This window comes from Streptomyces sp. NPDC030798, from assembly GCF_055572275.1.
The window spans coordinates 107,371-129,552 of sequence record NZ_JBVIDR010000001.1; the positions used below are offsets into that span (position 1 = coordinate 107,371).

Annotated in this window: 20 protein-coding genes; 10 read left to right on the forward strand and 10 right to left on the reverse strand. The window is 73.4% G+C overall.

Annotated elements, in window-relative coordinates; genetic code table 11:
- The first annotated feature begins 9 nt into the window (after nucleotides 1-9).
- Together ACZ404_RS00485 and ACZ404_RS00490 are read left to right on the forward strand one after the other, a co-directional pair.
- Complete coding sequence (locus ACZ404_RS00485; RefSeq protein WP_468435051.1) at nucleotides 10-1,050, forward strand: PHP domain-containing protein; 1,041 nt, start codon at nucleotides 10-12, stop codon at nucleotides 1,048-1,050.
- A 65-nt stretch (nucleotides 1,051-1,115) separates the two neighbouring features.
- The gene (locus ACZ404_RS00490) at nucleotides 1,116-1,772 is read left to right on the forward strand and encodes an HAD family hydrolase (RefSeq protein ID WP_468435052.1); all 657 of its coding nucleotides are present in this window, start codon (nucleotides 1,116-1,118) and stop codon (nucleotides 1,770-1,772) included.
- Between the two features lie 232 nt (nucleotides 1,773-2,004).
- Here the strand turns inward: ACZ404_RS00490 and ACZ404_RS00495 are convergent, their stop codons facing one another.
- Nucleotides 2,005-2,868 (reverse strand): alpha/beta fold hydrolase, encoded by an 864-nt coding sequence (locus ACZ404_RS00495; RefSeq protein WP_468435053.1) that lies wholly within the window; start codon nucleotides 2,866-2,868, stop codon nucleotides 2,005-2,007.
- A 266-nt stretch (nucleotides 2,869-3,134) separates the two neighbouring features.
- Between ACZ404_RS00495 and ACZ404_RS00500 the strand changes: the two genes are divergently transcribed.
- The gene (locus ACZ404_RS00500) at nucleotides 3,135-4,166 is read left to right on the forward strand and encodes an SDR family oxidoreductase (protein WP_468435054.1); all 1,032 of its coding nucleotides are present in this window, start codon (nucleotides 3,135-3,137) and stop codon (nucleotides 4,164-4,166) included.
- A gap of 64 nt (nucleotides 4,167-4,230) precedes the next feature.
- Entirely contained in the window at nucleotides 4,231-4,464 is a 234-nt protein-coding gene (locus tag ACZ404_RS00505; protein ID WP_468435055.1) for a hypothetical protein, read from the forward strand.
- A gap of 14 nt (nucleotides 4,465-4,478) precedes the next feature.
- On the opposite strand, the gene ACZ404_RS00510 is transcribed toward ACZ404_RS00505, so the two are convergent.
- The gene (locus ACZ404_RS00510) at nucleotides 4,479-5,768 is read right to left on the reverse strand and encodes an ROK family transcriptional regulator (protein WP_468435056.1); all 1,290 of its coding nucleotides are present in this window, start codon (nucleotides 5,766-5,768) and stop codon (nucleotides 4,479-4,481) included.
- A 305-nt stretch (nucleotides 5,769-6,073) separates the two neighbouring features.
- Here ACZ404_RS00510 and ACZ404_RS00515 point away from each other — a divergent pair, with 305 nt between their 5' ends.
- Nucleotides 6,074-8,431 (forward strand): CHAT domain-containing protein, encoded by a 2,358-nt coding sequence (locus tag ACZ404_RS00515; RefSeq protein WP_468435057.1) that lies wholly within the window; start codon nucleotides 6,074-6,076, stop codon nucleotides 8,429-8,431.
- On the opposite strand, the gene ACZ404_RS00520 is transcribed toward ACZ404_RS00515, so the two are convergent.
- On the reverse strand, nucleotides 8,315-9,331 hold the full coding sequence (locus tag ACZ404_RS00520; protein ID WP_468435058.1) for a DUF3626 domain-containing protein: 1,017 nt from the start codon (nucleotides 9,329-9,331) through the stop codon (nucleotides 8,315-8,317). The two genes, ACZ404_RS00515 and ACZ404_RS00520, sit on opposite strands and share 117 nt — an antisense overlap.
- Before the next feature lie 114 nt (nucleotides 9,332-9,445).
- Between ACZ404_RS00520 and ACZ404_RS00525 the strand changes: the two genes are divergently transcribed.
- The 4 genes from ACZ404_RS00525 to ACZ404_RS00540 all read left to right on the forward strand — a co-directional run bounded on the left by ACZ404_RS00525 (nucleotide 9,446) and on the right by ACZ404_RS00540 (nucleotide 13,689).
- Nucleotides 9,446-9,940, forward strand: coding sequence for an FBP domain-containing protein (locus ACZ404_RS00525; protein ID WP_468435059.1), 495 nt, complete (start codon nucleotides 9,446-9,448; stop codon nucleotides 9,938-9,940).
- A 63-nt stretch (nucleotides 9,941-10,003) separates the two neighbouring features.
- Complete coding sequence (locus tag ACZ404_RS00530; protein ID WP_468435060.1) at nucleotides 10,004-11,257, forward strand: FUSC family protein; 1,254 nt, start codon at nucleotides 10,004-10,006, stop codon at nucleotides 11,255-11,257.
- 47 nt (nucleotides 11,258-11,304) lie between these two features.
- Entirely contained in the window at nucleotides 11,305-12,387 is a 1,083-nt protein-coding gene (locus ACZ404_RS00535; protein WP_468435061.1) for a hypothetical protein, read from the forward strand.
- Between the two features lie 96 nt (nucleotides 12,388-12,483).
- Nucleotides 12,484-13,689, forward strand: a complete 1,206-nt coding sequence (locus ACZ404_RS00540) for a lactonase family protein (protein ID WP_468435808.1) — start codon at nucleotides 12,484-12,486, stop codon at nucleotides 13,687-13,689.
- A gap of 141 nt (nucleotides 13,690-13,830) precedes the next feature.
- Here the strand turns inward: ACZ404_RS00540 and ACZ404_RS00545 are convergent, their stop codons facing one another.
- Together ACZ404_RS00545 and ACZ404_RS00550 are read right to left on the reverse strand one after the other, a co-directional pair.
- Nucleotides 13,831-14,571: a DUF2470 domain-containing protein gene (locus ACZ404_RS00545; RefSeq protein WP_468435062.1), complete on the reverse strand. Its 741-nt coding sequence runs from the start codon at nucleotides 14,569-14,571 to the stop codon at nucleotides 13,831-13,833.
- 83 nt (nucleotides 14,572-14,654) lie between these two features.
- Nucleotides 14,655-15,260 carry a TetR/AcrR family transcriptional regulator gene (locus ACZ404_RS00550; protein WP_468435063.1) on the reverse strand — a complete coding sequence of 202 codons (606 nt, stop codon included), beginning with the start codon at nucleotides 15,258-15,260 and terminating at the stop codon, nucleotides 14,655-14,657.
- A 140-nt stretch (nucleotides 15,261-15,400) separates the two neighbouring features.
- Between ACZ404_RS00550 and ACZ404_RS00555 the strand changes: the two genes are divergently transcribed.
- Nucleotides 15,401-16,957 carry a cytochrome P450 gene (locus ACZ404_RS00555; RefSeq protein WP_468435064.1) on the forward strand — a complete coding sequence of 519 codons (1,557 nt, stop codon included), beginning with the start codon at nucleotides 15,401-15,403 and terminating at the stop codon, nucleotides 16,955-16,957.
- Nucleotides 16,958-17,266: 309 nt separating this feature from the next.
- Here ACZ404_RS00555 and ACZ404_RS00560 read toward each other — a convergent pair whose 3' ends face one another.
- From ACZ404_RS00560 to rhaS, 5 genes are all read right to left on the reverse strand, one after another.
- Nucleotides 17,267-18,148, reverse strand: a complete 882-nt coding sequence (locus ACZ404_RS00560; protein WP_468435065.1) for a pentapeptide repeat-containing protein — start codon at nucleotides 18,146-18,148, stop codon at nucleotides 17,267-17,269.
- A gap of 36 nt (nucleotides 18,149-18,184) precedes the next feature.
- Nucleotides 18,185-19,210, reverse strand: a complete 1,026-nt coding sequence (locus tag ACZ404_RS00565) for a LacI family DNA-binding transcriptional regulator (protein ID WP_468435066.1) — start codon at nucleotides 19,208-19,210, stop codon at nucleotides 18,185-18,187.
- Between the two features lie 77 nt (nucleotides 19,211-19,287).
- A complete protein-coding gene (locus ACZ404_RS00570; RefSeq protein ID WP_468435067.1) occupies nucleotides 19,288-20,712 on the reverse strand; it encodes a BNR repeat-containing protein in 1,425 nt (474 codons plus the stop codon).
- Between the two features lie 18 nt (nucleotides 20,713-20,730).
- A complete protein-coding gene (locus tag ACZ404_RS00575; protein WP_468435068.1) occupies nucleotides 20,731-21,051 on the reverse strand; it encodes an L-rhamnose mutarotase in 321 nt (106 codons plus the stop codon).
- Nucleotides 21,052-21,068: 17 nt separating this feature from the next.
- On the reverse strand, nucleotides 21,069-22,148 hold the full coding sequence (gene rhaS, locus ACZ404_RS00580; protein WP_468435069.1) for a rhamnose ABC transporter substrate-binding protein: 1,080 nt from the start codon (nucleotides 22,146-22,148) through the stop codon (nucleotides 21,069-21,071).
- Nucleotides 22,149-22,182: the final 34 nt, after the last annotated feature.

Genomic DNA, 22,182 nt, shown 5'->3' on the forward strand with positions numbered 1-22,182 from the left:
CCTGTACGCATGGATCCCGTCGCCGCCCTGGACCGCATCGCCTTCCTGCTGGAGCGGTCGCTGGCGCCCACCTACCGGGTGAAGGCCTTCCGTACGGCCGCCCGTGTGCTGTCCGCGCTGCCCGCCGACGACGTCGCCTCACGGTCGGCGGCGGGCACGCTCGAGTCGCTCAAGGGGGTGGGGCCGAAGACCGCCCAGGTGGTGCGGGAGGCACTGGCCGGGAAGGTGCCCGAATACTTGCGCCGGCTGGAGGCGGAGGCCGGCGAGCAGGACGGCACCGGCGCCGGGGCCCGGCTGCGCGAGCTGCTGCGCGGGGACTGTCACACGCACTCGGACTGGTCCGACGGCGGCAGCCCGATCGAGGAGATGGGGCGGGCCGCGGCGGCGCTCGGCCACGAGTGGACGGCCCTGACGGATCACTCGCCCCGGCTGACGGTGGCCCGGGGCCTGTCGCCGGAGCGGCTGCGCGAGCAACTGGAGGTGGTCGCGGGGCTGAACGCAGGCTGGGCGCCGTTCCGGCTGCTCACCGGCATCGAGTGCGACATCCTCGAGGACGGCTCGCTGGACCAGGAACCCGAGCTGCTGGAGAAGCTGGACGTGGTCGTGGTGTCCGTGCACTCCAAGCTGCGGATGGACGCCCGGTCGATGACCCGCCGGATGGTGGCCGCCGTACGCAATCCGCACGCGGACGTCCTCGGGCACTGCACCGGACGGCTGGTCACGGGGCGCGGGCGGCCGGAGTCGGAGTTCGACGCGGAGGAGGTGTTCGCGGCCTGCGCCGAGTCGGGCACGGCCGTGGAGATCAACAGCCGCCCCGAGCGGCTGGACCCGCCGCGGCGGCTGCTGCGCCAGGCGGTGGCGGCAGGGGTGCTGTTCTCCGTCGACACCGACGCGCACGCGCCGGGACAGCTCGACTGGCAGATCCTCGGCTGTGCCCGCGCCGAGGAGTGCGGGGTGAGTCCGGGTCGGGTGGTGACGACGTGGTCCGCCGACGAACTGCTGGCCTGGACCCGTGAGGGCCGTACGCCCGCACGCGTGGCGGATTCCTGACGTGGTACCCGACCCCTGCCGAGAGCAGCCACAGCGAGGACCAGAGCGAGGAAAGGAACCCCCGGATGGACCGTGCCGCCGTCTTCGACGTCGACGGGACCCTCGTCGACACCAACCACCTGCATGTCGTGACCTGGTGGGAGGCCTTCCGGCAGGCGGGCCACCAGGTGCCCATGCACGCGGTCCACCGCGCGGTGGGCCTCGGCTCCGACGACCTGATCGCGCATCTGCTCGGCGACGACCGCGACCGGGACCAGGACGCCGCTCTGAGCGCCGCGCACAAGGCCTTGTACGGCCAGTACTTCGACCGGCTGCCCGCCCTGCCGAAGGCCGGGGAGCTGCTGCGGCGGCTGCACGGGGAGGGCTGGACGGTCGTCCTCGCCACCTCCGCGAGCGGCGCCGAACTGGGCGCGCTGCGCCGGGCGATCGACGCGGACGACGCCATCACCGCCACCGCGAGCGCCGACGACGTGGAGCAGGGCAAGCCGGCCCCGGAGCCCGTGGAGCACGCCCTGGAGCTGGCCGGGGTGCCTGCCTCGCGGGCGGTGTTCGTCGGGGACACCGTGTGGGACATGCGGGCGGGGAGCAAGGCCGGGGTGCGCTGCGTGGGCGTGCTGTGCGGCGGGATCCCGCGCGCCGACCTGGAGGAGGCCGGGGCGCAGGAGGTGTACGCCGACCCCGCGGACCTGCTCGCGTCGCTGGCGCGCAGTCCGCTGGGCTGAGCGGCGCCGGTCGTGACGCAGGTCACGGCGGCGGGCGGAACACCAAGAAGTGGTTGCCCGTTGAACAAGCTGTGGGTGCGGATGGGACAGTGTCCCCGGGCCTCACCATTCGCCCACAGGGACGATCGTTCGGCTGAAGCCCTGTGGAGCCTTTCGCCGAGAGGCGACCGCCGTCCGCACCCACCACCCGGCCGCCCCGGTCGTGATTCCCCCGTCACGGCCGGGGCTTCTCTCAGGCCACGCTCGCCTGCGTCGAACCGGGCCGGCCGGCGTCGATGAACTCCCGCAGGTCCGCCGTCAGCCGGGCCGCGTGCGTCATGAACAGGCCGTGCCCGCCGTTCTCGTACACCTTCAGCGTGCCGTCCGGCACCAGCCGGGCGGTGCGCCCGCCGGTGAGAGCCAGGGGCGCGGAGGTGTCGTGGGTGCCGTGCACGACGAGCACCGGCACGCCGATCCGGGGCAGTTCGGCCGCGAGGTCGAGGGCGCCGACCACGGCCCGGACGCCGTTGGAGGCGCGGGGCGTGGCAGCCAGGCAGCGGTCGATCAGGTGGCGGACGTAGGCCGGGGAGACCTCGTTGCCGGGCAGGTGCGCGGCGAAGAAGTCGTCCGCCGCGGCGGTGAAGTACGCCGCCCGGTCCCGTCGGAACGCCTCGTCGTCGGCCCGTGCGAGCGCCGGGTCCAGCCCGTCCGGGGTGCCCGGCGAGCGGACGACGCCCGGGGCGACGCCGGCGACGAGCACGGCCCGGGCCACCCGGCCGGCGCCGGGCCGGGTCAGGCAGCGCACCACCTCGGCGGTGCCGACGGAGTGCCCGATCAGGGTGACCTCGCGCAGGTCCAGGTGGTCCAGGAGACCCCGCAGGTCGTCGGCGAGGGTGTCGAGGTCATAGCCGGCCCAGGTGTCCTCGGAGCGCCCGTGACCCCTCCGGTCCAGCCCCACGCACCGGTAACCGGCCTCCGCCAGCGGCAGCATCTGGTGCTCCCACATGTCGTGCCCGAGGTAGGCGCTGGCGACGAAGACGGCCACCGGCCCGGTGGCGGGGCCGTGGTCGACGTAGTGCAGACGGGCGCCGTCGACGGGGCTCTCGAAGTGCGGCATGGGGGCCTCCTCAGGTGTCCGGCTCGGGGCCGACGGGTCGGTGGGTCGGTGATCGATGGGTCGGTGGATCGGTGGGCGGATCGGGAAGGTCGGACGGAGAGGCCGACGGAAGGTCCGTCGGGACGGGATGTCCGGCCTCCTTGTGGTGCCGATCCTTCCGGGAGCCGCCCGCCGGGTCGATTACCTGCCACGTCATGCCGGGTGTGCGGACCGCGCGCCCGGGTACCCGGCCGGTCCCTCGAAGCCCCCGCCGAGAGGAGCCGAAGGTGAGCAGCGCAACGGGCAGCAGGGTCGTGGTGACGGGCGCCACCGGCAACGTCGGTACGAGTGTGGTGCGTGTGCTCTCGGAGGATCCCGGAATCAAGTCGGTGCGCGGCCTCGCCCGGCGGACGCCGGAGTGGAACCCGCCGAAGACGGAGTGGTCGGCGGTCGACCTGAGGTCGGAGACGGCCAACCTGGCCGAGCGGTTCGAGGGCGCCGACGCGGTGGTCCATCTCGCCTGGGCGTTCCAGCCGACGCACGATCCGGCGGCCACCTGGCGCACGAACGTGCTCGGCGGCATCCGGGTGTTCGAGGCGGTCGCGGCGGCCCGGGTGCCGGTGCTGGTGCACGCCTCCTCCGTGGGCGCGTACTCGCCGGGCCCGAAGGATTACGCGGTGGACGAGTCGTGGCCCACGCACGGCTGGCCGGACGCCGCGTACTGCCGGGAGAAGGCCTACCTGGAGCGCACGCTGGACATCTTCGAGCGCGACCACCCCGAGGTGCGCGTGGTGCGGATGCGGCCGGCTTTCCTGTTCAAGTGGGAGTCGGCGAGCGAGCAGCGCCGCATCTTCGGCGGGCGCTTCCTGCCCGGCCCGCTGGCGCGGCCCGACCTGCTGCCGTTCCTGCCGGACATCCCCGGGCTGCGCGTGCAGGCGCTGCACACCGACGACGCCGCCGAGGCCTACCGGCTCGCGGTGCACTCGGAGACCGCCCGGGGCGCCTACAACCTGGCCGCCGACCCGCCGGTCGACGCCGCGCTGCTGGGCGAGATGCTCGGCGCCCGCCCGGTCCGGCTGCCGCGTACGGCGGCCCGCTCGGCCATTGCCGCGGCGTGGGGCCTGCGGCTGCTCCCGGCCTCCCCGCACCTGTTCGACGCGGTGCTGCGGGTGCCGCTGATGGACTGCGCCCGGGCGCACACCGACCTGGGCTGGCACCCGCGCCGCTCGGCCGACGAGGTGATCCGGGAGTTCCTGGAGGGGCTCCAGAAGGGCGGCGGCATGGAGACGGAGCCGATGCGGGGACGGAAGGTCGGCTGAGGCCGACGGCAGCACACCGAGCCGCGCCGAGGTGGCCAGGACAGATTGAGGCCAGGAGAGAGCCATGACCGCACAGCCGAACCCCGAACCCGAGCACACCGGCCGTCCGATCCCGCGCGACATGCCCGACCAGCAGGCCCGGCCCGGCCAGGACCCGTGGGACGCCGCCCAGGGCCGGCCGCGCGACGAGAAGCCGGACGTACCCGACACCGACGAGGCCGGAACCGGCCCGCGCGGCGCGCCGAGCCCGGACACGGTGAACCCGGAGCAGCCGACCCCGGACGAGCCGCCGGCGTAGCGACTTGTCCCGGGTCAGCGCGGGATGCGCTCCTCCAGGGCGGTGCGCCAGGCCGGGTGCCGGGTCTCGGCCTCCGGTTCGGCGCGGCGGCCGCCGTGGGCGAAGAAGTCGGCGAGGGGGAGGATCGCGGCGCCGACGGTGACGGCGTCGGGGCCGAGCCGGCCGAGCTCGATGGTGACCCTGTCCGCCGGATGGCGCAGGGCGTACGTCGCCGCGTGCCGCCGTACGGCGGGCAGGAACCGGGCGCCGAGCTGGAGTCCGGCCCAGCCGCCGATCAGGATCCGTTCGGGCTGGAAGAGGTTGATCAGGTCGGACAGGCCTGCGCCCAGGTACTCGGCGGTCTCCTCCAGGACGGCGAGCGCGACGGGGTCGGGGTCGGTGCCCTCGGGCGGGTAGGCGGCGGCGAGCATCGCGGTGAGCGCGGTCTCCTCATCGACGTTTCCGGGCGGCCGGCCGCCCTCCTCGCGCCAGCGGTCCAGCAGCGACTCGGCGCCCGCGTAGGCCTCCAGACAGCCCGGGGCCCCGCACCGGCAGCGGCGCCCCCGGACCCGTACCGTCAGGTGGCCCCACTCGACGGCCCGCCCGTGCTCCACCTCGGGGGTGACGAGGCAGGCGCCGACCCCGGAGCCGAAGAGCACGACGACGGCGTTGCGCGCACCGCGCCCCGCGCCGAACCACATCTCGGCCTGGCCCAGGGTCTTGGCGCCGTTGTCGATGAAGTACCGGACGTGGTCGGGGAGTCGGGAACCGGAGCGGAGCAGTTCCTCCAGCGGGACGGCGTCCCAGCCGATGGTCTGCCCGTGGACGACGGCCCCCCGGTCCGCGGTGTGCTCGACGATGCCGGGCACGCCGACGCCGACGCCGAGCAGCCGCTCGGGCACGGCACCCTCGGCGGCGAGGACCTCGGCGATGCCGTCGCGGACGAGGCCGACGATGCCGTCGACGTCGTATCCGTGCGGGGTCAGCGGGCGTTCGGTGCGGGCGAGTTCGGTGAGCGCCAGGTCGAACAGCTCGACGCGGACGCGGGTCTCACCGATGTCGACGCCGATCATCTGCCCGCTGTGCGGGGCGACGCGCAGCAGCGTGCGGGGGCGGCCGCCGTCGGAGTCGACGCTGCCGGCCTCCTCGACCAGCCCGTCGGCGACCAGGTCCGCGACCACGTTGCTCACCGAGCCGGAGCTCAGCCCCGTCGCCGGTCCCAGCTCGAAGCGACTGAGGGGGCCGTCGAAGTACAGCCGCTGCAGCACGGCCGTGCGGTTGCCCCTCCTGAGGTCGCGTACCGTGCGCCCGTGCCGCGCCGCCATCTGGCTCCCTTCACACACCCTGCCCGACCTGCAACATACCCCTTCGGGCAGCCGGAAGCGACATTCTCCCAACCCTTATTTCACGCTATGAGCTAAGCGTGAGCCGGTCGATCTCGTCCAGGGCCGCGAGAAGCTCCGGCGCGACCGCCGCCTGGACCCGGTGGACACGGCCCGCGCCGGACGCCCGGGGGACGGTCTCGACCAGCGTCCAGCCGGGCGGGCGCGATGCCTGCGGCTCCGAGAGCCCGCCGGGCCCGCTCCCACGACCCCTGCTCACCCACCGCCGCCTCCCCCACCGTGACCGTATGAATGCCCACCGTACTGAGGCGCTGCTGAGTACGGTGGGCGTCGACGGTCACGCCGAGGGGGGACGGGTGGATCACGGCGGAATCGAAGTCAGTGAGGTGGACCACCGGTTGGTGATCTGTGTCGACGTCGTGCGCTCCGGGGAATACGACGACGTCGAACGGGAGCGGATGCGGTTCCTGCTCCGCCAGGTGCTGGAGCAGGAATTGCTGTACGCCTCGGTGGACCGGGACGCCCTGAACGTTGAGGACCGCGGCGACAGCGTGCTGGTGTCGGTAGCGAGCCGGGTCGCACCGAGCCTGCTGCTCGGATCCTGGATGATCGGGGTGCAGCTGCGACTGCGCAATGTGAACAGCCATGCGCGCATGCCCCTGCGGCTGCGGATCGGCATGCACCTCGGCCCGGTCCTGCACGACGCGATGGGCATCAGCGGACACACGGTCGTCCTGGCCTGCCGCCTGGCCGACTCCGCCGCCGTCCGGCAACTCCCCGACGCCGAGGGCGCGGACCTCGTGGTGGTGGTCTCCGAGTCCTTGTACGAGTTCGGCGGCAGCTTCGTCGGCCAGGAGCGCTACTCCCGGATCCGGCTGCAGCTCAAGGAGGGCGAGGTCGTCGCCTGGGTCCACGTGTCCGGCCGATCCGCGGTGTCCGGGCAGGAGCCCCACCTCGCACATGGCCAGTTCACCTTTCACGGTGACGTCTCCGCGTACGCCCTCAGCCGCGGAAGGCATCGGCCGGTGCAGCTCGGCCGGACCGGCGACCATGACGCCCGGCCGGCCGGAGCCGCCGACGTGCCTGTACCCGCGGACGTCACCGCAGCCGGGGCCCTGGACGCAGGCGTGGACGCGGACGGAGACGACGGGTCCTCCCCGGCGGACGACGCTTCGTCGTCCGCTGATCCCATGGAGCCCCGCCGGCTGGTCGCGGAGCTGGCCGAGCAGACCTCGCCGGGGCGGGAGGTGCCCCTGCACGTACAGATCGTCCGGGGCGGCGGGCAGGGCGGGGAGCTGCGCCCGTTCGCCGTCCCTGCAGGCGGAGCCCGTGTCCTGGTCACCCTCCACTCCCCCGGCCTCGTGGTCCTCGACGAGCTGCAGCAGGAACTGCACGTCGGGCCCGGCCGGGACTCCGACGTCCTGCTGTTCCGGCTGAAGGCCACCACGCCGGGGCTGCACCGGGTGACGGTCCGGGCGTTCCGGGGCGGCACCTACCTCGGAGAGGTCACCTGCCAGATCTCGGTGGGGCACGGCAGTGTCACGAGAGACGGCGTGCAGCGCCAGGCGTCGCTGCCCTCGATGGCGTTCGATCCCGGGGAGGTCACCCTGCAGGTCCTGCGGGACGAGGCGGCCGGCACGTACAGGTTCCAGCTCATCAGCGAGACGTTCTACGCCCCGATCAGCCACTTCGCCGGTGACCCCCGGCAGGCCACCGAGCAGATCTACGCCGAGCTGAGGAACGCGGCCCGGGGCGTCACCGCCGGCGGGGACGACCAGGACGGGCGGAGGCTGCGCGACCGCCTGCGCAACCTCGGTGTGCAGCTGTGGACCACGGCGGTTCCCCAGGCCGTGCAGGAGCAGTTCTGGAAGGAGGCCGAACGCATCTCCGCCTTCACCGTCCTCGGGGAGCAGAACGTCGTCCCCTGGGAGCTGCTGTATCCCCTGGACGGACGGCACGACGACCGGGGTTTTCTGGCCGAGTGGCTCCCCGTGGTGCGCCGGGTGTTCGGGCAGGACAGGGTCCGCAGTCTCAGTCTGCCGGGCGTGGCGTTCGTGGTGCCGCCGGGCTCCCCCGCCGACGCGGACGACGAAGTGGCCTCGCTGCGGACGCGGTTGGGTGGCGCGCGGGTGGCCGACGCCGGGGTGCTGACCGAGCGGGCGGCGCTGACCGCGCTGATCGAGGCGGGGCACGCGGGCCTGCTCCACTTCGCCTGCCACAACGCGTTCACGGGTACCGGTTCCTGCGTGACCATGGCCGACGGGCCCTTCGACCCCGTCGACCTGGCGTCGGCGGCCCAGTTGCGCACGCTGCGCGCGCATCACCCGCTCGTGTTCTTCAACGCCTGCCGCAGCGCCGGCGAGATCGACTGGTTCGGGGAGAGTCTGGGCTGGGCACCGCAGTTCCTCAACGCGGGCGCCGGCGCGTTCGTCGGCACGCTCTGGCCCGTGCGGTCCCGCTCCGCCCTGCGGTTCGCCGAGGCGTTCTACGACGAGTTGCTCACCCACGGAAAGCCGCTCGGCCCGGCCTCACTCGCGGCCCGGCAGACCGTCCGGGACCTGCACGGCGGCGATCCGACATGGCTGGCCTACGCCGTGTACGGCAGCCCCGCAGCGACCGTGCGCACCGTTGCAGCCCTGGAGTGACCCGGGCACCACCGCCGGCGCCGGGGCCTGCCCGGGCTCCCGGCAGGCCGTGCCCGCGCCCTCGGGCGGGCCGAAGCGGGCGAGGGTGTGCCAGACCATCTTCAGGTCCTGGAGCGCGTACCGCCCGGTGCGGGCCGCGTCGCCGATGATCCGCGGGTTGAGCAGGCCGCGCTCGGCGATCCGGGCCCCGAGGTCGGCGTACTCGGGGCCCCGGTAGTCGGCGTGGCGGCGCAGCCGCGCGACCGTGAGCCGGTAGCCGGGGTGCCAGGTGAGAGGGAAGGGCAGGCGACGGGCGGCCGTCTCCACGGGTGTGCCCCGGTAGCTCGCGTCGAGCACGAGCGCCTCGACGTCCCGGTCGAGCCGTACCCCGCCGTGCACATGGCTCTCCACGTAGTCGTTGAGGGCGTCCTGCTCGTCCGCCTCGGCGAGTGCGATGAGCGGCATCGCCGCGGCCACGCCGAAGTCGGTGGGCTCGCCCGCGCTGTCCGGGTAGCAGAAGGTGGCCCGGGCCAGGACCGGCCCGGCCAGCCGCAGGTGCGAGGAGCCGAAGCGCGGCGCCGCGCCGACCACCTGCCGGCGGAAGTTCAGCGCGCCGTACACCGGGCGCTCCGCCGGGCCGGCGTCGTCGTACGCACGGCCGAAGATGCGGCTCTCCCAGCGCCACCGGTCGCCACCCGGGTGGGCGGTCAGGCCGCCGTTGCTGGTGCCGGTGACGAACTGCGAGTGGTAGGCGCCGTCCCGGGCGAGTGCCTCGAGGAGGGGCAGTCCGGCGGAGAGCCGGTCGGGGTGGAAGTTGAGGGTGATGCGGGCACCCGGGTCGAGCGGCGGCCCCTGCGCACGTCCCGCCACATGGTCCACGGCCCTGCGGGCACGCGGCGGCAGTGCGGCCCGGAAATCCATTCGCCCACCTCCCCCTCGGCTGCCTAGGCTGACCCACCAAAACCTAGAGGCTCTAGGTTCCTGGCACCGATCACGGCACCGATCACGGCACCGATCACGGAAGGACACTCCCCCATGAGATCCCTCACCGAACAGGACATCCGCGACTCGTTCATCAACTGTTCCAAGGGAGAGGCCAAGCGGCTGAGCGTGCCCCGGGATCTCGCGGAACGCCCGTGGGACGACCTGGACTTCCTCGGGTGGCGTGATCCGGGCGCCCCGGACCGCAGTTATCTGGTCACCGAACGGGACGGCCGTCCCACCGGGGTCGCGCTGCGCTTCCCGCCCGCGCAGCGCGGGTTCCTGCACCGCAGCATGTGCTCGGTGTGCCTGACGACACATCCCGGCGGCGGGGTGTCGCTGATGACCGCCCGGAAGGCGGGAGCGGCCGGCCGAGAGGGCAACTCGGTGGGGCTGTACATGTGCACCGACCTGGCATGTTCGCTGTATGTGCGCGGCCGGAAGGTGCCGGAGTCCGGGTCCCGGTTCGAGGAGAGCCTGACCCTCGAGGAGCAGATCGCCCGGACGACCGGCAACCTGGCCGCCTTCATCGACAAGCTCTGCGCCTGAGCCCGACCGCCCGTCCCCGTTCGGGCACGTTCGACTCGCGCCAGGAACGGGAACAGGCCACTAATGCGCGACGTACGGAAGTGGACGGTGGAGCTGCGGCGCCTGGTGGGGCGCCGCCGGCAACCGGTGGTCGTCCAGACCCTGCGGTCGGCCACTGCGGCGACGATCGCCTACGTCATCGCGCTGCGCCTGAGCCCGGAACCGGCTCCGCTGACCGCGCCCCTCACCGCCCTGCTGGTCGTCCAGGTCACCTTCTACGCCACCCTCACCAACGGCATCCGCCGGGTGAACTCCGTGGTGGCGGGTGTCCTGGTCGCCATCGCGTTCAGCCTGCTGGTGGGGCTGACCTGGTGGAGCCTGGCGCTGCTGATCGTGGCGGCGCTGGCCGTGGGGCACCTGGTGCGGGTCGACGAGTACGTGGCCGAGGTCGCGATCAGCGCCATGCTGGTCCTCGGCGTCACCACCGTCGGCTTCACGGCCTGGGCGCGGATCGTGGAGACGCTGATCGGCGCGGTCGTCGGCATGGCCTGCAACCTGCTGCTGCCGCCCCCCGTGTGGGTGGACGAGGCCGGGCAGTCGATCGAGGACCTGGCCCGGCGGGTGCGGCAGCTCATGCTGCGGATGGGTGAGGAGGCCGCGGGCCGCATCCCCTGGGAGCGGGCGGCCGAGCGGCTGCACGAGGCGCGCCGCCTCGACCACGACATCATCCGGGTGGACGCGGCGCTGCGGCAGGCGGAGGACAGCCTGCGGCTCAACCCGCGGGTCAAGGAGGGCCTGCTGCACCGGGTGGTGCTGCGCACCGGCCTGGACACGCTGGAGATCTGCACGGTGGTCCTGCGGGTACTGGCCCGCTCCTTCACGGACCTGGCCAAGGCCCGCGGCGCGAAGGACCTCTTCCCGCCCCGGGTCGGGGCCGCCGTGGAGCAGCTGCTGTCCGAGATCGCCGACGCGATCGTCAGCTTCTCGGTGCTGGTCACCACCCATCTGAGCGAGAACGCCGAGTCGGCGGAGGAGCGCCTGACCGCCGAGCTGCACACCGCCGCCGGCACCCGCGACCGGCTCGCCGAGCTGCTGCGCGAGGAGATCCGCGATGACTGGGAGAACTGGCAGCTGATGGGCGCCGTGCTGACCGAGGTGGACCGGATCATCGCGGAGCTGGACACCGAGCACCGCACCGGCCGGCTGCTGGAGGAGCTGGACCGGGTGTCCCGGGAGCAGCGCGAGAAGCTGCCGCGGATGACCCGGATGCGCGAGCGGCTCGGGGTGCAGGACGAGCTGTGGCGGAACCGTACGGGGTTCGGCGAGCGTTCTGGGTGAGAGAGTGCCGCTCAGGGGCCGGCACCGCGAGGCGAGGGGGCGGGCCGATGGCCGACACCGGGGTACGGATCGACGGGAACGCACTGCGGCTTCCGGGCGGGGCGGTGGTGCGCTTCGTGCGCACGCTGCGGCTGCCCGAGACGGGCACGCATCAGCTGCCGCCCGGGCTGGGCGAGTTTCCGGTCCGCCGGGTGTCCGACTACGCCGACCGGGTGCCCGCGGAGTGGCGGGCGCGCGGTGGCGTGATGCTGCCGGTGTATCTGCGCGAGGCGATGTGGCTGAGTTTCGCCGGTACGGCGGAGCCGGTCGCGCTCCAGGTCGGCGTCGGCAAGGTGTGCGCCGTGTCCGGCAAGCCGTGGAGCGACCGGCTGGTCCGCAAGCCCCAGAACTATGTCGTACTGCCCCGGCAGCCCTGGCTGGACGGCATCAACTCCGGCAGGGGCACGGTCCGGCAGTTCGTGGCCGTGCCGCTGGGCCTCGGGGCGACCGTGGAGGGGCAGGTCACGGGTGAGGAGGTGTGGGGCGGCATCCAGCTGCAGACGTTCCCGCTGCGGGAGGACCTGCTGACCGCGTGGCGGCGCGAGGAGCGGGAGCGGCAGCGGCTGCGGTCGGTCGCACCGACCGGCGGCTTCGGGGCGGCCGCGCCGTCCGGCGGTTACGGCGGACCCGTCCCCATGGCGGCGGCCGCTCCCGGCGGCCCTCCGCCGGCGCCCTCGGCACCGGCGGGCGCGGCGCCCCCGCGGCGGGCGGCGGTCATGGGGCTGGGGGTCGGTGGGTCGATGCGCCAGGAGGTCTACCGGGACGACCGGCGGCTGAAGGACTGGTCGCCGACGCCCGCCGGCCGGGTCTTCGTCCACCTGGTCACGCCTCCGCAGTGGCGCCGCATCACGGGCGAGGCGCCGCCGCCCTCGCCGGTGGACCGGGCGGCGTACACACGCGCGGGGCTGCCCTGGTACGACTACTACGACGACGAGGCCGAGGATCTCGCCCCCGCCGACGCCCTGGAGACGGTCAAGCCGGTCGGCGACTGGATCGGGGACGATCCGGAGCCGTGGCAGCAGCCGTCGGCGGGCCAGGTGATCCCGCTCAAGGACGCGCCGGGGAAGCCGGTCGAGGACGGGGAGTGGTAGAGCCGGGGGAACGCCGATGACGCTCCTTGCCCCTGACGGTGGATCCACGCCAAGGTGGCTGTCACGACCGGGGCAACCGACCACCTGAGGAACGGCATGGGCACGCAGGGCCAGGGAGCGCGGGGCGGCTGGAGCAGGCGCCGGTTCGTCGGGGCCGTGGCGGGCGTGGGCGCCGTGGTGGCGGTACCCGCACCGGCGGCCCCGCCCGCGGACCGGGCTCCGGCCGCAGCCCCCGAGCGCGGGGCCGCCACGCCGCCCCGCGCGGAGGGCGGCCGCCCCCGCCCGCTCCACCTGGGCACCTACACCTCCGTCGAGGGCGGCGGCACCGGCATCGGCCTGGCCTCCTACGACCCGGCGACGGGCCGGATCACCGGCGGGGGCACGCTCACCGGAGTGCCGGACCCGTCGTACCTGGCCGTGCACCCGGACGGGCGCACGCTCTACGCGGTGGACGAGCGCGAGGAAGGTGCCGTCACCGCCGTACGTCTCGCCGACCGGCGGATCCTGGGCACCCGGAGCACCGGCGGCTCGGGACCCTGCCATCTCTCGGTGCACCCCGGCGGCCGCTGGCTGCTGAGTGCCAACTACGGTTCGGGCAGTGTCGCCGTGCACCCGGTGGACGACTCGGGCGCCCTCGGGGAGCGCACCGACCTGGTCACGCACTCCGCTCCGCCGCCCGGCCCGGGTCAACGGGGTCCGCACGCACACCAGTTCCTGACGGCTCCGGACGGCGGCCATGTCCTCGCCGTCGACCTCGGCACCGACACCGTCTACACCTACCGGCTCGACGAGGCGAAGGGCACGCTCACCGAGGCGTCCCGGGCGCACACCCGGCCCGGCGCGGGCCCGCGCCATCTGACCTTCCATCCGGGCGGCCGGTACGCGTACCTGGCCAACGAGGTGGACGACACGGTGTCCGTCTGCGCCTACGACCCGGCCACCGGCCGGCTGACGATCGGCGACCCGCAGTCCACCGGGTCGGGCGGAGGCACCAACTACCCGGCGCAGTTCCTGGTGACCGCGAACGGCGCGTACGCCTTCCTCGCCAACCGCGGCCACAACAGCCTCGCGCGCTACGCCGTCGAGGCCGGCGGCGCCCGGCTGCGGCTGCTCGGCACCACGCCCGTCGCCGGCGACTTCCCGCGCCAGATCGCCTTCTCCCCGGACGGCGGGCTGCTGTTCGCGGCCAACCAGCGCTCCGGCACGGTGAGCGTCTTCCAGGTGGACCCCGGCAGCGGCGAACTCCGCCTCGCCGGCGAGCCGTTCGCCTCACCCGTCGCCGTCTGCGCGCTGCCTCTGTAGGCCCCGTCGCCGACGGCCCGATTCGTCCGGGCCACCAGCAGCGTCCTCGCCCGGTCCACGAGCAGGGGCATCAGCCGGTCGCGCCACGTGTCGAGATCGATGTGTCCCGGCCGACGGGCCGGGGCCGGCGTTCACGGCCCGTCAGGCGCCGTGGCCACCCTGGGATCCGATCCGCCGGACGTGCCTCGGCGCCCGGGGGCAGGCGGCCGCGGTCGCCTGGGCCAGGAGAGCGTGCATGCGTTCGGTGAGCTGGGCGACGTCGTCGGCCGGCGTGTGGAAGGGCAGGCGGACGTCGCCGTGGGCGCGGGTGCGTTCGATGCGCAGGGTGAGGCCGTGGCGGTCGAGGGCGAGGGGTGCCACCCGGGTCGCGGCGTGCAGGCTCTCGGGCCGCACGAGCCGGGTGAGCCGTTCGACGGCGTCGGGGTGGGCGTCGTGGAGGTGCGTCAGCATCCTGGCCTCGGCGGCGGCCAGCGGGTCGGGCCGGGCGGCGGCGAACTCGTCGGGGTCGACGAGCACGGCACCGGACGGCTGCCGCAGCACCACCCGGGTGGGCCGGAAGAGCAGCGCGCCGCCGGTCGGCGTGAAGGAGCCGGCGAGCCGGAGCCGGGCGCGGATCCGCTCCCGTACCGGGACGGGGGCCACGTCGGCGACCTCCAGCACGGCGGACGGCGCCCCGCGCGGGGCGCACAGCGCGGCCGTGGACAGGGCGCTGTCCTCCGGCACATCGAACAGGATTCCGCCGTCGCCGGTCAGGGAGTGCGCGCCGACGTACTCCTCGCGGGCGCCTTCGGCGGTCACCGCGCACGACCATGCGGTGGCGAGCACCGATCGCGCCCGTTCCGCGGCTGCGGGCGCGGCCGCCCAGTCCTGCGTGTCACCCATCCCGAGACCTCCTTAGGTAAGCCTTGCCTAACCTATCGGAGATCCGGACGCACGCCAACCACACCCCACCGAAAGGGGGCGCCTTACGCGAGGACGCCCAGCAGGGCGCGTGCGCACAGGTCGCCGACCTGCTCGCGGGTCAACTCGCCCTCGCGCAGCCACTCCAGGCAGACAGCCGTGGTGAAGGCCAGCCAGCCGCGCACGGCCAGGCGCAGCTGCGGGGCACCCTGGAGGAGGGGCCCGAACTCCGGGTCCGCCGCGAGTGCGGCGAGGATCTGCTGCTCCTGGGCGGCCAGGGCCCGCCGGTAGACCCGGCGCACCGCCTGGTCCCCCGCCGCGTCCGCGCGATGGAAGGCGCGGAAGCCGTGGGCGTGGGCCTCGACATAGGCGAGATAGGTGTCGAGGCCCGCCGCCAGTTGTTCGCGCACCGGGACACCGGGCACGGCCGCCGTCATACGCAGCATCCGCTCGCTCTCGCGCTCCACGACGGCGGCGAAGAAGTCCCGTTTGGTCGGAAAGTAGTGGTACAGCAGCCCGCGGGAGACCCCGGCGATCTCGGCGACCTGCTCGATCCACACGTCGTCGTAGGGGCTCTCCGAGAACAGCCGCGCGCCGACCGACAGCAGCTGCTCACGGCGCTCCTCGGTGCTGAGTCTGCGCCGGGCGCGCTCCCCCTGGTTCGCGGGCATGGGCGTCACTTTACTTGAGCCGGTTCCTCTACTTGACGCCGGTTCAACAAGCGGCTCACACTGAACGCCGTTATTGAACTCACGTACAACACGCGCGTGTCGCAGCGGCAACCGTCCGCTGGATCGAGGGAGATCGCGTCATGGCGGAGACGACGGAGACGACGGAGACGACCCGGGGCGGCCTGCCGAAGGGGTTCCGGGGGGCCGAGCAGGGCTGGCCCGAGTTGCGTCGCATCCCGCATCCCCCGCGCCGGGTGCCGCTGCTCGGCGATGTGCTCGGCGTCGACCGGCGCCGCCCCGTCCAGGACTCGATGCGCTACGGGCGCGAGCTGGGCCCGATCTTCCGGCGCCGGGCGTTCGGGAACGAGTTCGTGTTCCTGTGGGGCTCCCGCCTGGCCGCCGACATCGCCGACGAGTCGCGGTTCGCCAAGCACGTGGGCCTCGGGGTCGCCAATCTGCGCCCGGTGGCCGGGGACGGGCTGTTCACGGCGTACAACCACGAGCCCAACTGGCAGCTCGCGCACGACGTCCTGGCGCCCGGTTTCAGCCGGGAGGCCATGGAGGGCTACCACGGGATGATGCTGTCGGCCGCCGGCCGGCTGACCGCGCACTGGGACCGCGAGCTGGCCGCCGGGCGCACGGTCGACGTGCCCGGCGACATGACGCGGCTGACCCTGGAGACCATCGCCCGCACCGGGTTCGGCCACGACTTCGGCTCCTTCGAGCGGGACCGGCCGCACCCCTTCGTGACGGCGATGGTCGGCACGCTCACCTACGCCCAGCGCCTGAACAGCGTTCCTCTCCCGCTCGCCCCGCTGCTGTTGCGCCGTGCCGTCCGGCGCAACGAGGCGGACATCGCCCACCTGAACCGCACCGTCGACGCCCTGGTCGCGGACCGGCGCCGGTCCGGCCGCGGGGACGGGGATTTGCTGGACCGGATGCTGGAGACGGCCCACCCGGAGACCGGGGAGCGGCTGTCGGACCGCAACGTCCGCAAGCAGGTGATCACGTTCCTGGTGGCGGGCCACGAGACGACCTCGGGCGCGCTGTCGTTCGCCCTGTACTACCTGGCCCGGCATCCGGAGGTCGCGGCCCTGGCCCGGGCCGAGGTGGACCGTGTCTGGGGCGGCGCCGAGCAGCCCGGCTACGAGCAGGTGGCCAAGCTGCGCTACGTCCGCCGGGTGCTGGACGAGTCGCTGCGGCTGTGGCCGACCGCGCCGGCCTTCGCCCGAGAGGCCCGTCAGGACACCGTGCTGGCCGGGGAGCATCCGATGCGGCGCGGTGCCTGGGCGCTGGTGCTGACGCCGATGCTGCACCGCGACCCCGAGGTGTGGGGCGAGGACGCCGAGCGGTTCGACCCGGACCGGTTCGACGCCCGGGCCGTACGGGCCCGTCCCCCGCACACCTTCAAGCCGTTCGGCACCGGGGCGCGGGCCTGCATCGGCCGTCAGTTCGCGCTGCACGAGGCGACGCTCGTCCTCGGCCTGCTGCTGCGCCGCTACGAACTGCACGCCGACCCGGACTACCGGCTGCGGGTCGTGGAGCGGCTGACCCTGATGCCGGAGGGCCTGCGGCTACGGCTCGAACGTCGCCCGGCACCCGCTCCCGTACCGGACGGCGCCTCGCACCGGCCGCTCCCGGTCGTCCCCGCGTCCCGATCGGCCGAGAGCTGCCCGGCACACCGGACGGACCACTGACCCCGTCAACAGCGTCCCGACGCTGCCGGACCCGCGTTCGACCGGGGCCGGGCGAGAGAACCACGCCCCGATCACCCGCCCCCTGCCCGGCACACCGGCGGACCACCGGCCCCGGCGACAGCGTCCCGACCCTGCCCGGCCCGCGTTCGACCGGGGCCGGGCGAGAGAACCACGCCCCGATCACCCGCCCCCCGCCCGGCACACCGGCGGACCACCGGCCCCGGCGACAGCGCCTGGTCGGGATCGCGCGAGCCACGGACGCCCGCGCCTCGCGGGCCGGCGGCCGCCCCCGCCGGCCGCGGGCCTCGGTCAGTCGCCCGTCGTCCAGTGCGTCGGGCGGGTGACCGACTCCGGGAGTCGGGTGCCGGCGCTGCCGCGGGCCGCGTTGAGCTGGGGCTGGGTGAGGAAGAAGGCGCCGGTGAGGTCCGCGTCGGTCAGGTCGGCGTCGCGCAGATCGGCGCCGATCATGTCCGCCCTGCGCAGGTCGGCGCCGGTGAGGTCGGCGGCGATCAGATAGGCGCCGCGCAGGCTGGCCCCGCACAGGTCGGCGCCGCGCAGCCGGGCCCCGATGAGGTCGGCACCGCGCCGGTCCTTGCCGCGGTCCTTCCCCCGGCTCCTTCCCCGGCCCTTTCCGCCGCCGCTGCCGCCCTTCCCGGCGATGCCGGCGCGAGCCAGTTCGCTGGTGCGCAGCAGGAGCACGTTGACCTCCTGGCGGTGGGCGGCCACGTCCAGCGCGGCCAGTTCCTCGGGGGTCTGCAGGGTGAGCCGCTCAGTGCGCTCCCGCATCCGGCGCAGGTCGGCGTGGACGGGCCGTGCGGCCTCCAGGCCCAGCGCCTCGGTGAGGTACCAGAGCAGCTCGTGCAGCTGGCGGACGACCGGGAACACCTCGAACATCCGCTGGGCGTGCTCCTTGCCGCCGGTACGCCAGTCCCGTCCGCCGAAGGTGACCTGCGAGACCTTCTGGCCGGCGCCGAAGCAGTCGTAGACGGTGCAGCCGGTGAAGCCGCGCGTGCGCAGGTCGGCGTGGATGCCGCAGCGGTGGTCGCCGCCGAGGTTGGGGCAGGGCCGGCCCGCGGGCTTGTCGAGTGCGAAGTCGGCGGAGGCGGCGAAGGGCAGGGCGACGCAGCACAGTCCGAAGCACTGGGCGCAGTCGGCGCGCAGGCCGGACGGGTCGGCTATCTGGTCGGGCATGACGACCAGCCTACTGACCTGGGCGGACCGCCCCGGTCAGCGGGCGCCGAGGCTCGAGCGGCGCACCACCAGTTCCGGCTGGAGCACCACGCGCCGGTGTTCGTGGGCGGTGGCCCCGCCCTCCGCCTCGGTCTCCTCCAGCAGGAGTTCCGCGGCGAGGGCGCCCATGGTGACGGCGGGCTGGCGCACGGAGGTGAGCGGGACGGCCGCCGCCGCGGCGAACTCGATGTCGTCGTAGCCGACCATGGCAAGGTCGTCCGGGACGGTGACGCCGGCGGCGTACATGGCCTGCAGGACGCCGAGCGCGAGCAGGTCGTTGGCGCAGAAGACGGCGGTGGGGCGGTCGGCGAGGCCGAGCAGGCGGGCGCCCGCGTCCCGGCCGGCCGCCACGTCGAGCCGCTCGGTGGGCAGTTCCCGCAGCGCGTCGGGGCCGAGCCCGGCCTCGGCGAGGGCATGGAGGGCGCCGGTGCGGCGGTCGCGGACCTGGTTGAGCCCGGGCGGGCCGCTGACGTAGGCGATGGAGCGGTGCCCGGCGTCCACCAGGTGCCGCACGGCGAGGGCGCCGCCGGCCACGTCGTCGACGGAGACCGAGCACTCGGTGGCGCCCTCGGCGACGCGGTCGACCAGCACGAAGGGGATGTTGTGCCGGCGGAAGGCGGCGATGTTGCGGCCGGTGGCGTCGGTCGGGGTGAGCAGCACGCCGCGCACCCGCTGCTCCGCGAAGAGCGAGAGGTACTCGGCCTCCTCCCCGACGCTCTGCGCGCTGTTGCAGACCATCACGCCGAGCCCGGCCTCGCGGGCCGCCCGCTCGGCGCCGCGGGCGACGTCCACGAAGAAGGGGTTGCCCATGTCGAGGACGAGCAGCCCCATGATCCGGCTGCGGCCCGCACGCAACTGGCGCGCGGACTCGCTGCGGACATAGCCGAGCCGGTCGATCGCGGACAGCACCCGCGCCCGGGTCTCGCCGGCGACGGTGTCCGGACGGTTGATGACGTTCGAGACCGTGCCCACCGACACTCCTGCGGCGCGGGCGACGTCCTTGATACCCACCGACTGGGCCATCGGACTTCAGACCTCCAGAAAGACGAGGGGCGGCGGGCGGCCTTCACACTACCGTCACCGCCCCGTGGGCCGACCGGCTAGGCGGGCAGCGCGAAGTCCACGACGTGCAGCGCCGAGGGCGTCGTGCCGCTGGACTTCTCCTGGTACATGAACGACAGGATGTTGTCCGCCTTCACCCGCATCTCGTCGATCACGACCTCGCCGAAGGCGTTCAGGCCGCTGCCGTCGTACAGCAGCGTCCAGTCCGTGTGGCCGGAGGCCTTCGAGGCGCCCGCGATCCGGCCGAAGGGGAAGACCGCGTAGGCGTTGTCGTACTTGTCGAGGACCAGCTTGGTGCGCTGGCTGGAGTTGAGCGGGACGGGGATCTCCGTCTTCTGCCACGCGCCGGAGGAGTTCTTGCGGACGTGGAAGGCGCGGCCGTTGGCGGTGCGGTCGGCGACGTAGTTCGTGGTGCACTGGCCGAAGCGGCCGGGGACGTAGCTGATGATCGCGTGCGGCAGGCCGGCCGAGTCGGTGAACTGGCTCTCCTGGTTCATCAGGGAGTGGTCCGGGTTCAGCGGGTCCACGACCAGCCCCGAGTCGGTCACGGCGACCTTGTCGGACCCGCCCGTGGTGCCGACCACCGCGCCCGCGTCGTTGCGCCAGGTGCGGCCGCGGTCGGTCGAGTGGACGTAGCCGGTGTCGTGGTTGGTGATGCCGCCGCTGTTGCACATCACCGCGCCGTTCTGCTCGCGCCAGGTGAAGAAGGCGTGCAGCCGGCCGTTCACGTCGTAGTCGATGCCGTGCAGGTACATGTTGCGGGCGGTCGAGGAGCCGTGCTCGCTGGTGTAGGTGCCGGTGGCGCTGCTCCACTCGCCCAGGTCGGTCCAGGACGTGCCGTCGTACTCGGCGAGCGCGTTGCGGCCGTTACCGGAGATGCCGACGCGGTAGCTGAGCTGGAGCTTGCCCTCGGGCGTGGAGATGAACTGCGGATAGGTGAACTGCGAGGTCAGCGCCAGCCCGTCCAGGGAGGTCTGGACGGCGCCGAAGACGGAGGAGGTCCAGGCCGTGGTGGCCGGGTTGTCCATCAGCCCGGCGACGGACTTCACGTAGAAGTAGCCGTCGCTGTGGGAGTCCATGTTGAGGTGCAGGCGGCCGTCCGTCTTCGAGACGCCCATGGAGATGACGTTGTGGGAGTCGTTCGTCTTGAGCTGGTGGGAGAGGGCGACGGTGGACCAGGTGGAGCCGCCGAGCGGCCGGCGCGCGACCACGGCGTTGCGGGCCGCGGTGTACCAGACGGCGTACTGGTAGCCCTTGTAGGTCAGCAGGCCGTTCTTCTGGAACGAGTTGTTGTTGACCAGGCCGTCGTAGGAGACGAAGAAGATGGCCTGGGAGTCGAGCGTGGTGGTGCCGGTCTTGGTCACGGAGGGTCCGGGATCGGCGGCCCGTGCGATGCCGGTGCCGAGGGCGGGTGCGGCCACGGCGCTGAACAGTGCGCCGGCCAGCAGAGTACGTCGTCTCATCGTCGCGGGGCTCCAGGGTCAGGCGAGGTGGAACACCTCGGTCAGGGGCTTCATCGCCTCGTCGGGCCGGGAGCCGTCGAGGGACTCGAAGAAGGGGGCCATCTCGGCCTGCCAGCGGGCGTTGACCTCGGTCGCCTCCATGCCGGCCCTGGCCGCCTCGAAGTCCTCGGTCTCCAGGTAGCCGACGAGCAGGCCGTCGTCACGCACGAACAGCGAGTAGTTGTGCCAGCCGGTGGCCGAGAGCGCCTCGCGCATCTCGGGCCACACGGCGGCGTGGCGTTCGCGGTACTCGGCCATGCGGTCCTTGCGGACCTTGAGCAGGAAACAGACGCGCTGCATGAAGTACCGCTCCGGGATCAGAAGTTGAACCGGTCGATGTTCTTGGCGTCGAACACGGTCGGCTTGCCGAGGTTGATCACGCCGTTCTTGCCGATGGTGTACGTGGTGGAGCCGGCCTTGAAGGTCTCGCCCTCCTTGCCGGAGATCTGCCCGGAGCTGAGGGCGACGGCGGTGCGGGCGGCCAGGTCGCCGAGCTTGGCCGGGTCCCACAGCTCGAAGGCGTCGACGGTGCCGTTCTTGACGTACTTGCGCATGTCGTTGGGCGTGCCCAGGCCGGTCAGCTTGACCTTGCCCTTGTACTTGGAGCCCGAGAGGTACTGGGCGGCGGCCTTGATGCCGACGGTGGTCGGGGAGATGATCCCCTTCAGGTTCGGGTGCTCCTGGAGCAGGCCCTGGGTCTGCTGGAAGGACTGCTGGGCGTCGTCGTTGCCGTAGGCGATCTTGACGAGCTTGATGTTCTTGTACTTGGGGTCCTTCAGCTCGTCCTTCATGTAGCCGATCCAGGTGTTCTGGTTCGTCGCGGTCTGCGCGGCCGACAGGATCGCGATCTCGCCCTTGTAGCCGATCTGCCGGGCCAGCAGCTGCACCTCGGTACGGCCCAGGTCCTCGGCGGAGGCCTGTGAGACGAAGGCGTTGCGGCAACCGGGGTTGGTGTCGGAGTCGTAGGTGACGACCTTGATGCCGTTGGTCATGGCCTGCTTCAGCGCGGTGCACAGCGCGCCCGGGTCCTGGGCGGAGACGGCGATCGCGTTCACCTGCTGCTGGGTGAGGGTGTTGACGTAGGAGACCTGGCCGGAGGTGTCGGTGGCGCTGCTCGGGCCCACCTCCTTGTACTTCGAGCCCAGCGCGGCCAGGGCCTTCTCGCCGCCCTTGTCGGCGCTGGTGAAGTACGGGTTGTTGACCTGCTTGGGCAGGAAGCCGACGGTCAGGCCCTTCTTGGTGCCGGCGTTCGGGTCGGCCTTGCCGGCCGAGGCGGCGGAGGCGGAGTCGTCCTTGACGTCGCTCTTGGTGGTGCCGCCGCAGGCGGTCGCGGCGAGTGCCAGGGAGGTGACGGCGACCAGGGCCGCGCAGCCGCGGCGGAGGGTGGACGTGCGCATGGCGGAGTTCCTTTACGAGGGTGAGCGGAAGGAG

Bases quoted from the DNA above. Each gene is read 5' to 3' on its own strand.
- ACZ404_RS00495 (WP_468435053.1), bottom strand. From the start codon at position 2,868: ATGCCGCACTTCGAGAGCCCCGTCGACGGCGCCCGTCTGCACTACGTC.
- ACZ404_RS00525 (WP_468435059.1), top strand. From the start codon at position 9,446: ATGAGATCCCTCACCGAACAGGACATCCGCGACTCGTTCATCAACTGT.
- ACZ404_RS00555 (WP_468435064.1), top strand. From the start codon at position 15,401: ATGGCGGAGACGACGGAGACGACGGAGACGACCCGGGGCGGCCTGCCG.
- ACZ404_RS00535 (WP_468435061.1), top strand. From the start codon at position 11,305: ATGGCCGACACCGGGGTACGGATCGACGGGAACGCACTGCGGCTTCCG.
- ACZ404_RS00560 (WP_468435065.1), bottom strand. From the start codon at position 18,148: ATGCCCGACCAGATAGCCGACCCGTCCGGCCTGCGCGCCGACTGCGCC.
- ACZ404_RS00505 (WP_468435055.1), top strand. From the start codon at position 4,231: ATGACCGCACAGCCGAACCCCGAACCCGAGCACACCGGCCGTCCGATC.
- ACZ404_RS00520 (WP_468435058.1), bottom strand. From the start codon at position 9,331: ATGGATTTCCGGGCCGCACTGCCGCCGCGTGCCCGCAGGGCCGTGGAC.
- ACZ404_RS00545 (WP_468435062.1), bottom strand. From the start codon at position 14,571: ATGGGTGACACGCAGGACTGGGCGGCCGCGCCCGCAGCCGCGGAACGG.
- ACZ404_RS00485 (WP_468435051.1), top strand. From the start codon at position 10: ATGGATCCCGTCGCCGCCCTGGACCGCATCGCCTTCCTGCTGGAGCGG.
- ACZ404_RS00530 (WP_468435060.1), top strand. From the start codon at position 10,004: ATGCGCGACGTACGGAAGTGGACGGTGGAGCTGCGGCGCCTGGTGGGG.
- ACZ404_RS00490 (WP_468435052.1), top strand. From the start codon at position 1,116: ATGGACCGTGCCGCCGTCTTCGACGTCGACGGGACCCTCGTCGACACC.
- ACZ404_RS00540 (WP_468435808.1), top strand. From the start codon at position 12,484: ATGGGCACGCAGGGCCAGGGAGCGCGGGGCGGCTGGAGCAGGCGCCGG.
- ACZ404_RS00565 (WP_468435066.1), bottom strand. From the start codon at position 19,210: ATGGCCCAGTCGGTGGGTATCAAGGACGTCGCCCGCGCCGCAGGAGTG.
- rhaS (WP_468435069.1), bottom strand. From the start codon at position 22,148: ATGCGCACGTCCACCCTCCGCCGCGGCTGCGCGGCCCTGGTCGCCGTC.
- ACZ404_RS00510 (WP_468435056.1), bottom strand. From the start codon at position 5,768: ATGGCGGCGCGGCACGGGCGCACGGTACGCGACCTCAGGAGGGGCAAC.
- ACZ404_RS00515 (WP_468435057.1), top strand. From the start codon at position 6,074: ATGAATGCCCACCGTACTGAGGCGCTGCTGAGTACGGTGGGCGTCGAC.
- ACZ404_RS00550 (WP_468435063.1), bottom strand. From the start codon at position 15,260: ATGCCCGCGAACCAGGGGGAGCGCGCCCGGCGCAGACTCAGCACCGAG.
- ACZ404_RS00575 (WP_468435068.1), bottom strand. From the start codon at position 21,051: ATGCAGCGCGTCTGTTTCCTGCTCAAGGTCCGCAAGGACCGCATGGCC.
- ACZ404_RS00570 (WP_468435067.1), bottom strand. From the start codon at position 20,712: ATGAGACGACGTACTCTGCTGGCCGGCGCACTGTTCAGCGCCGTGGCC.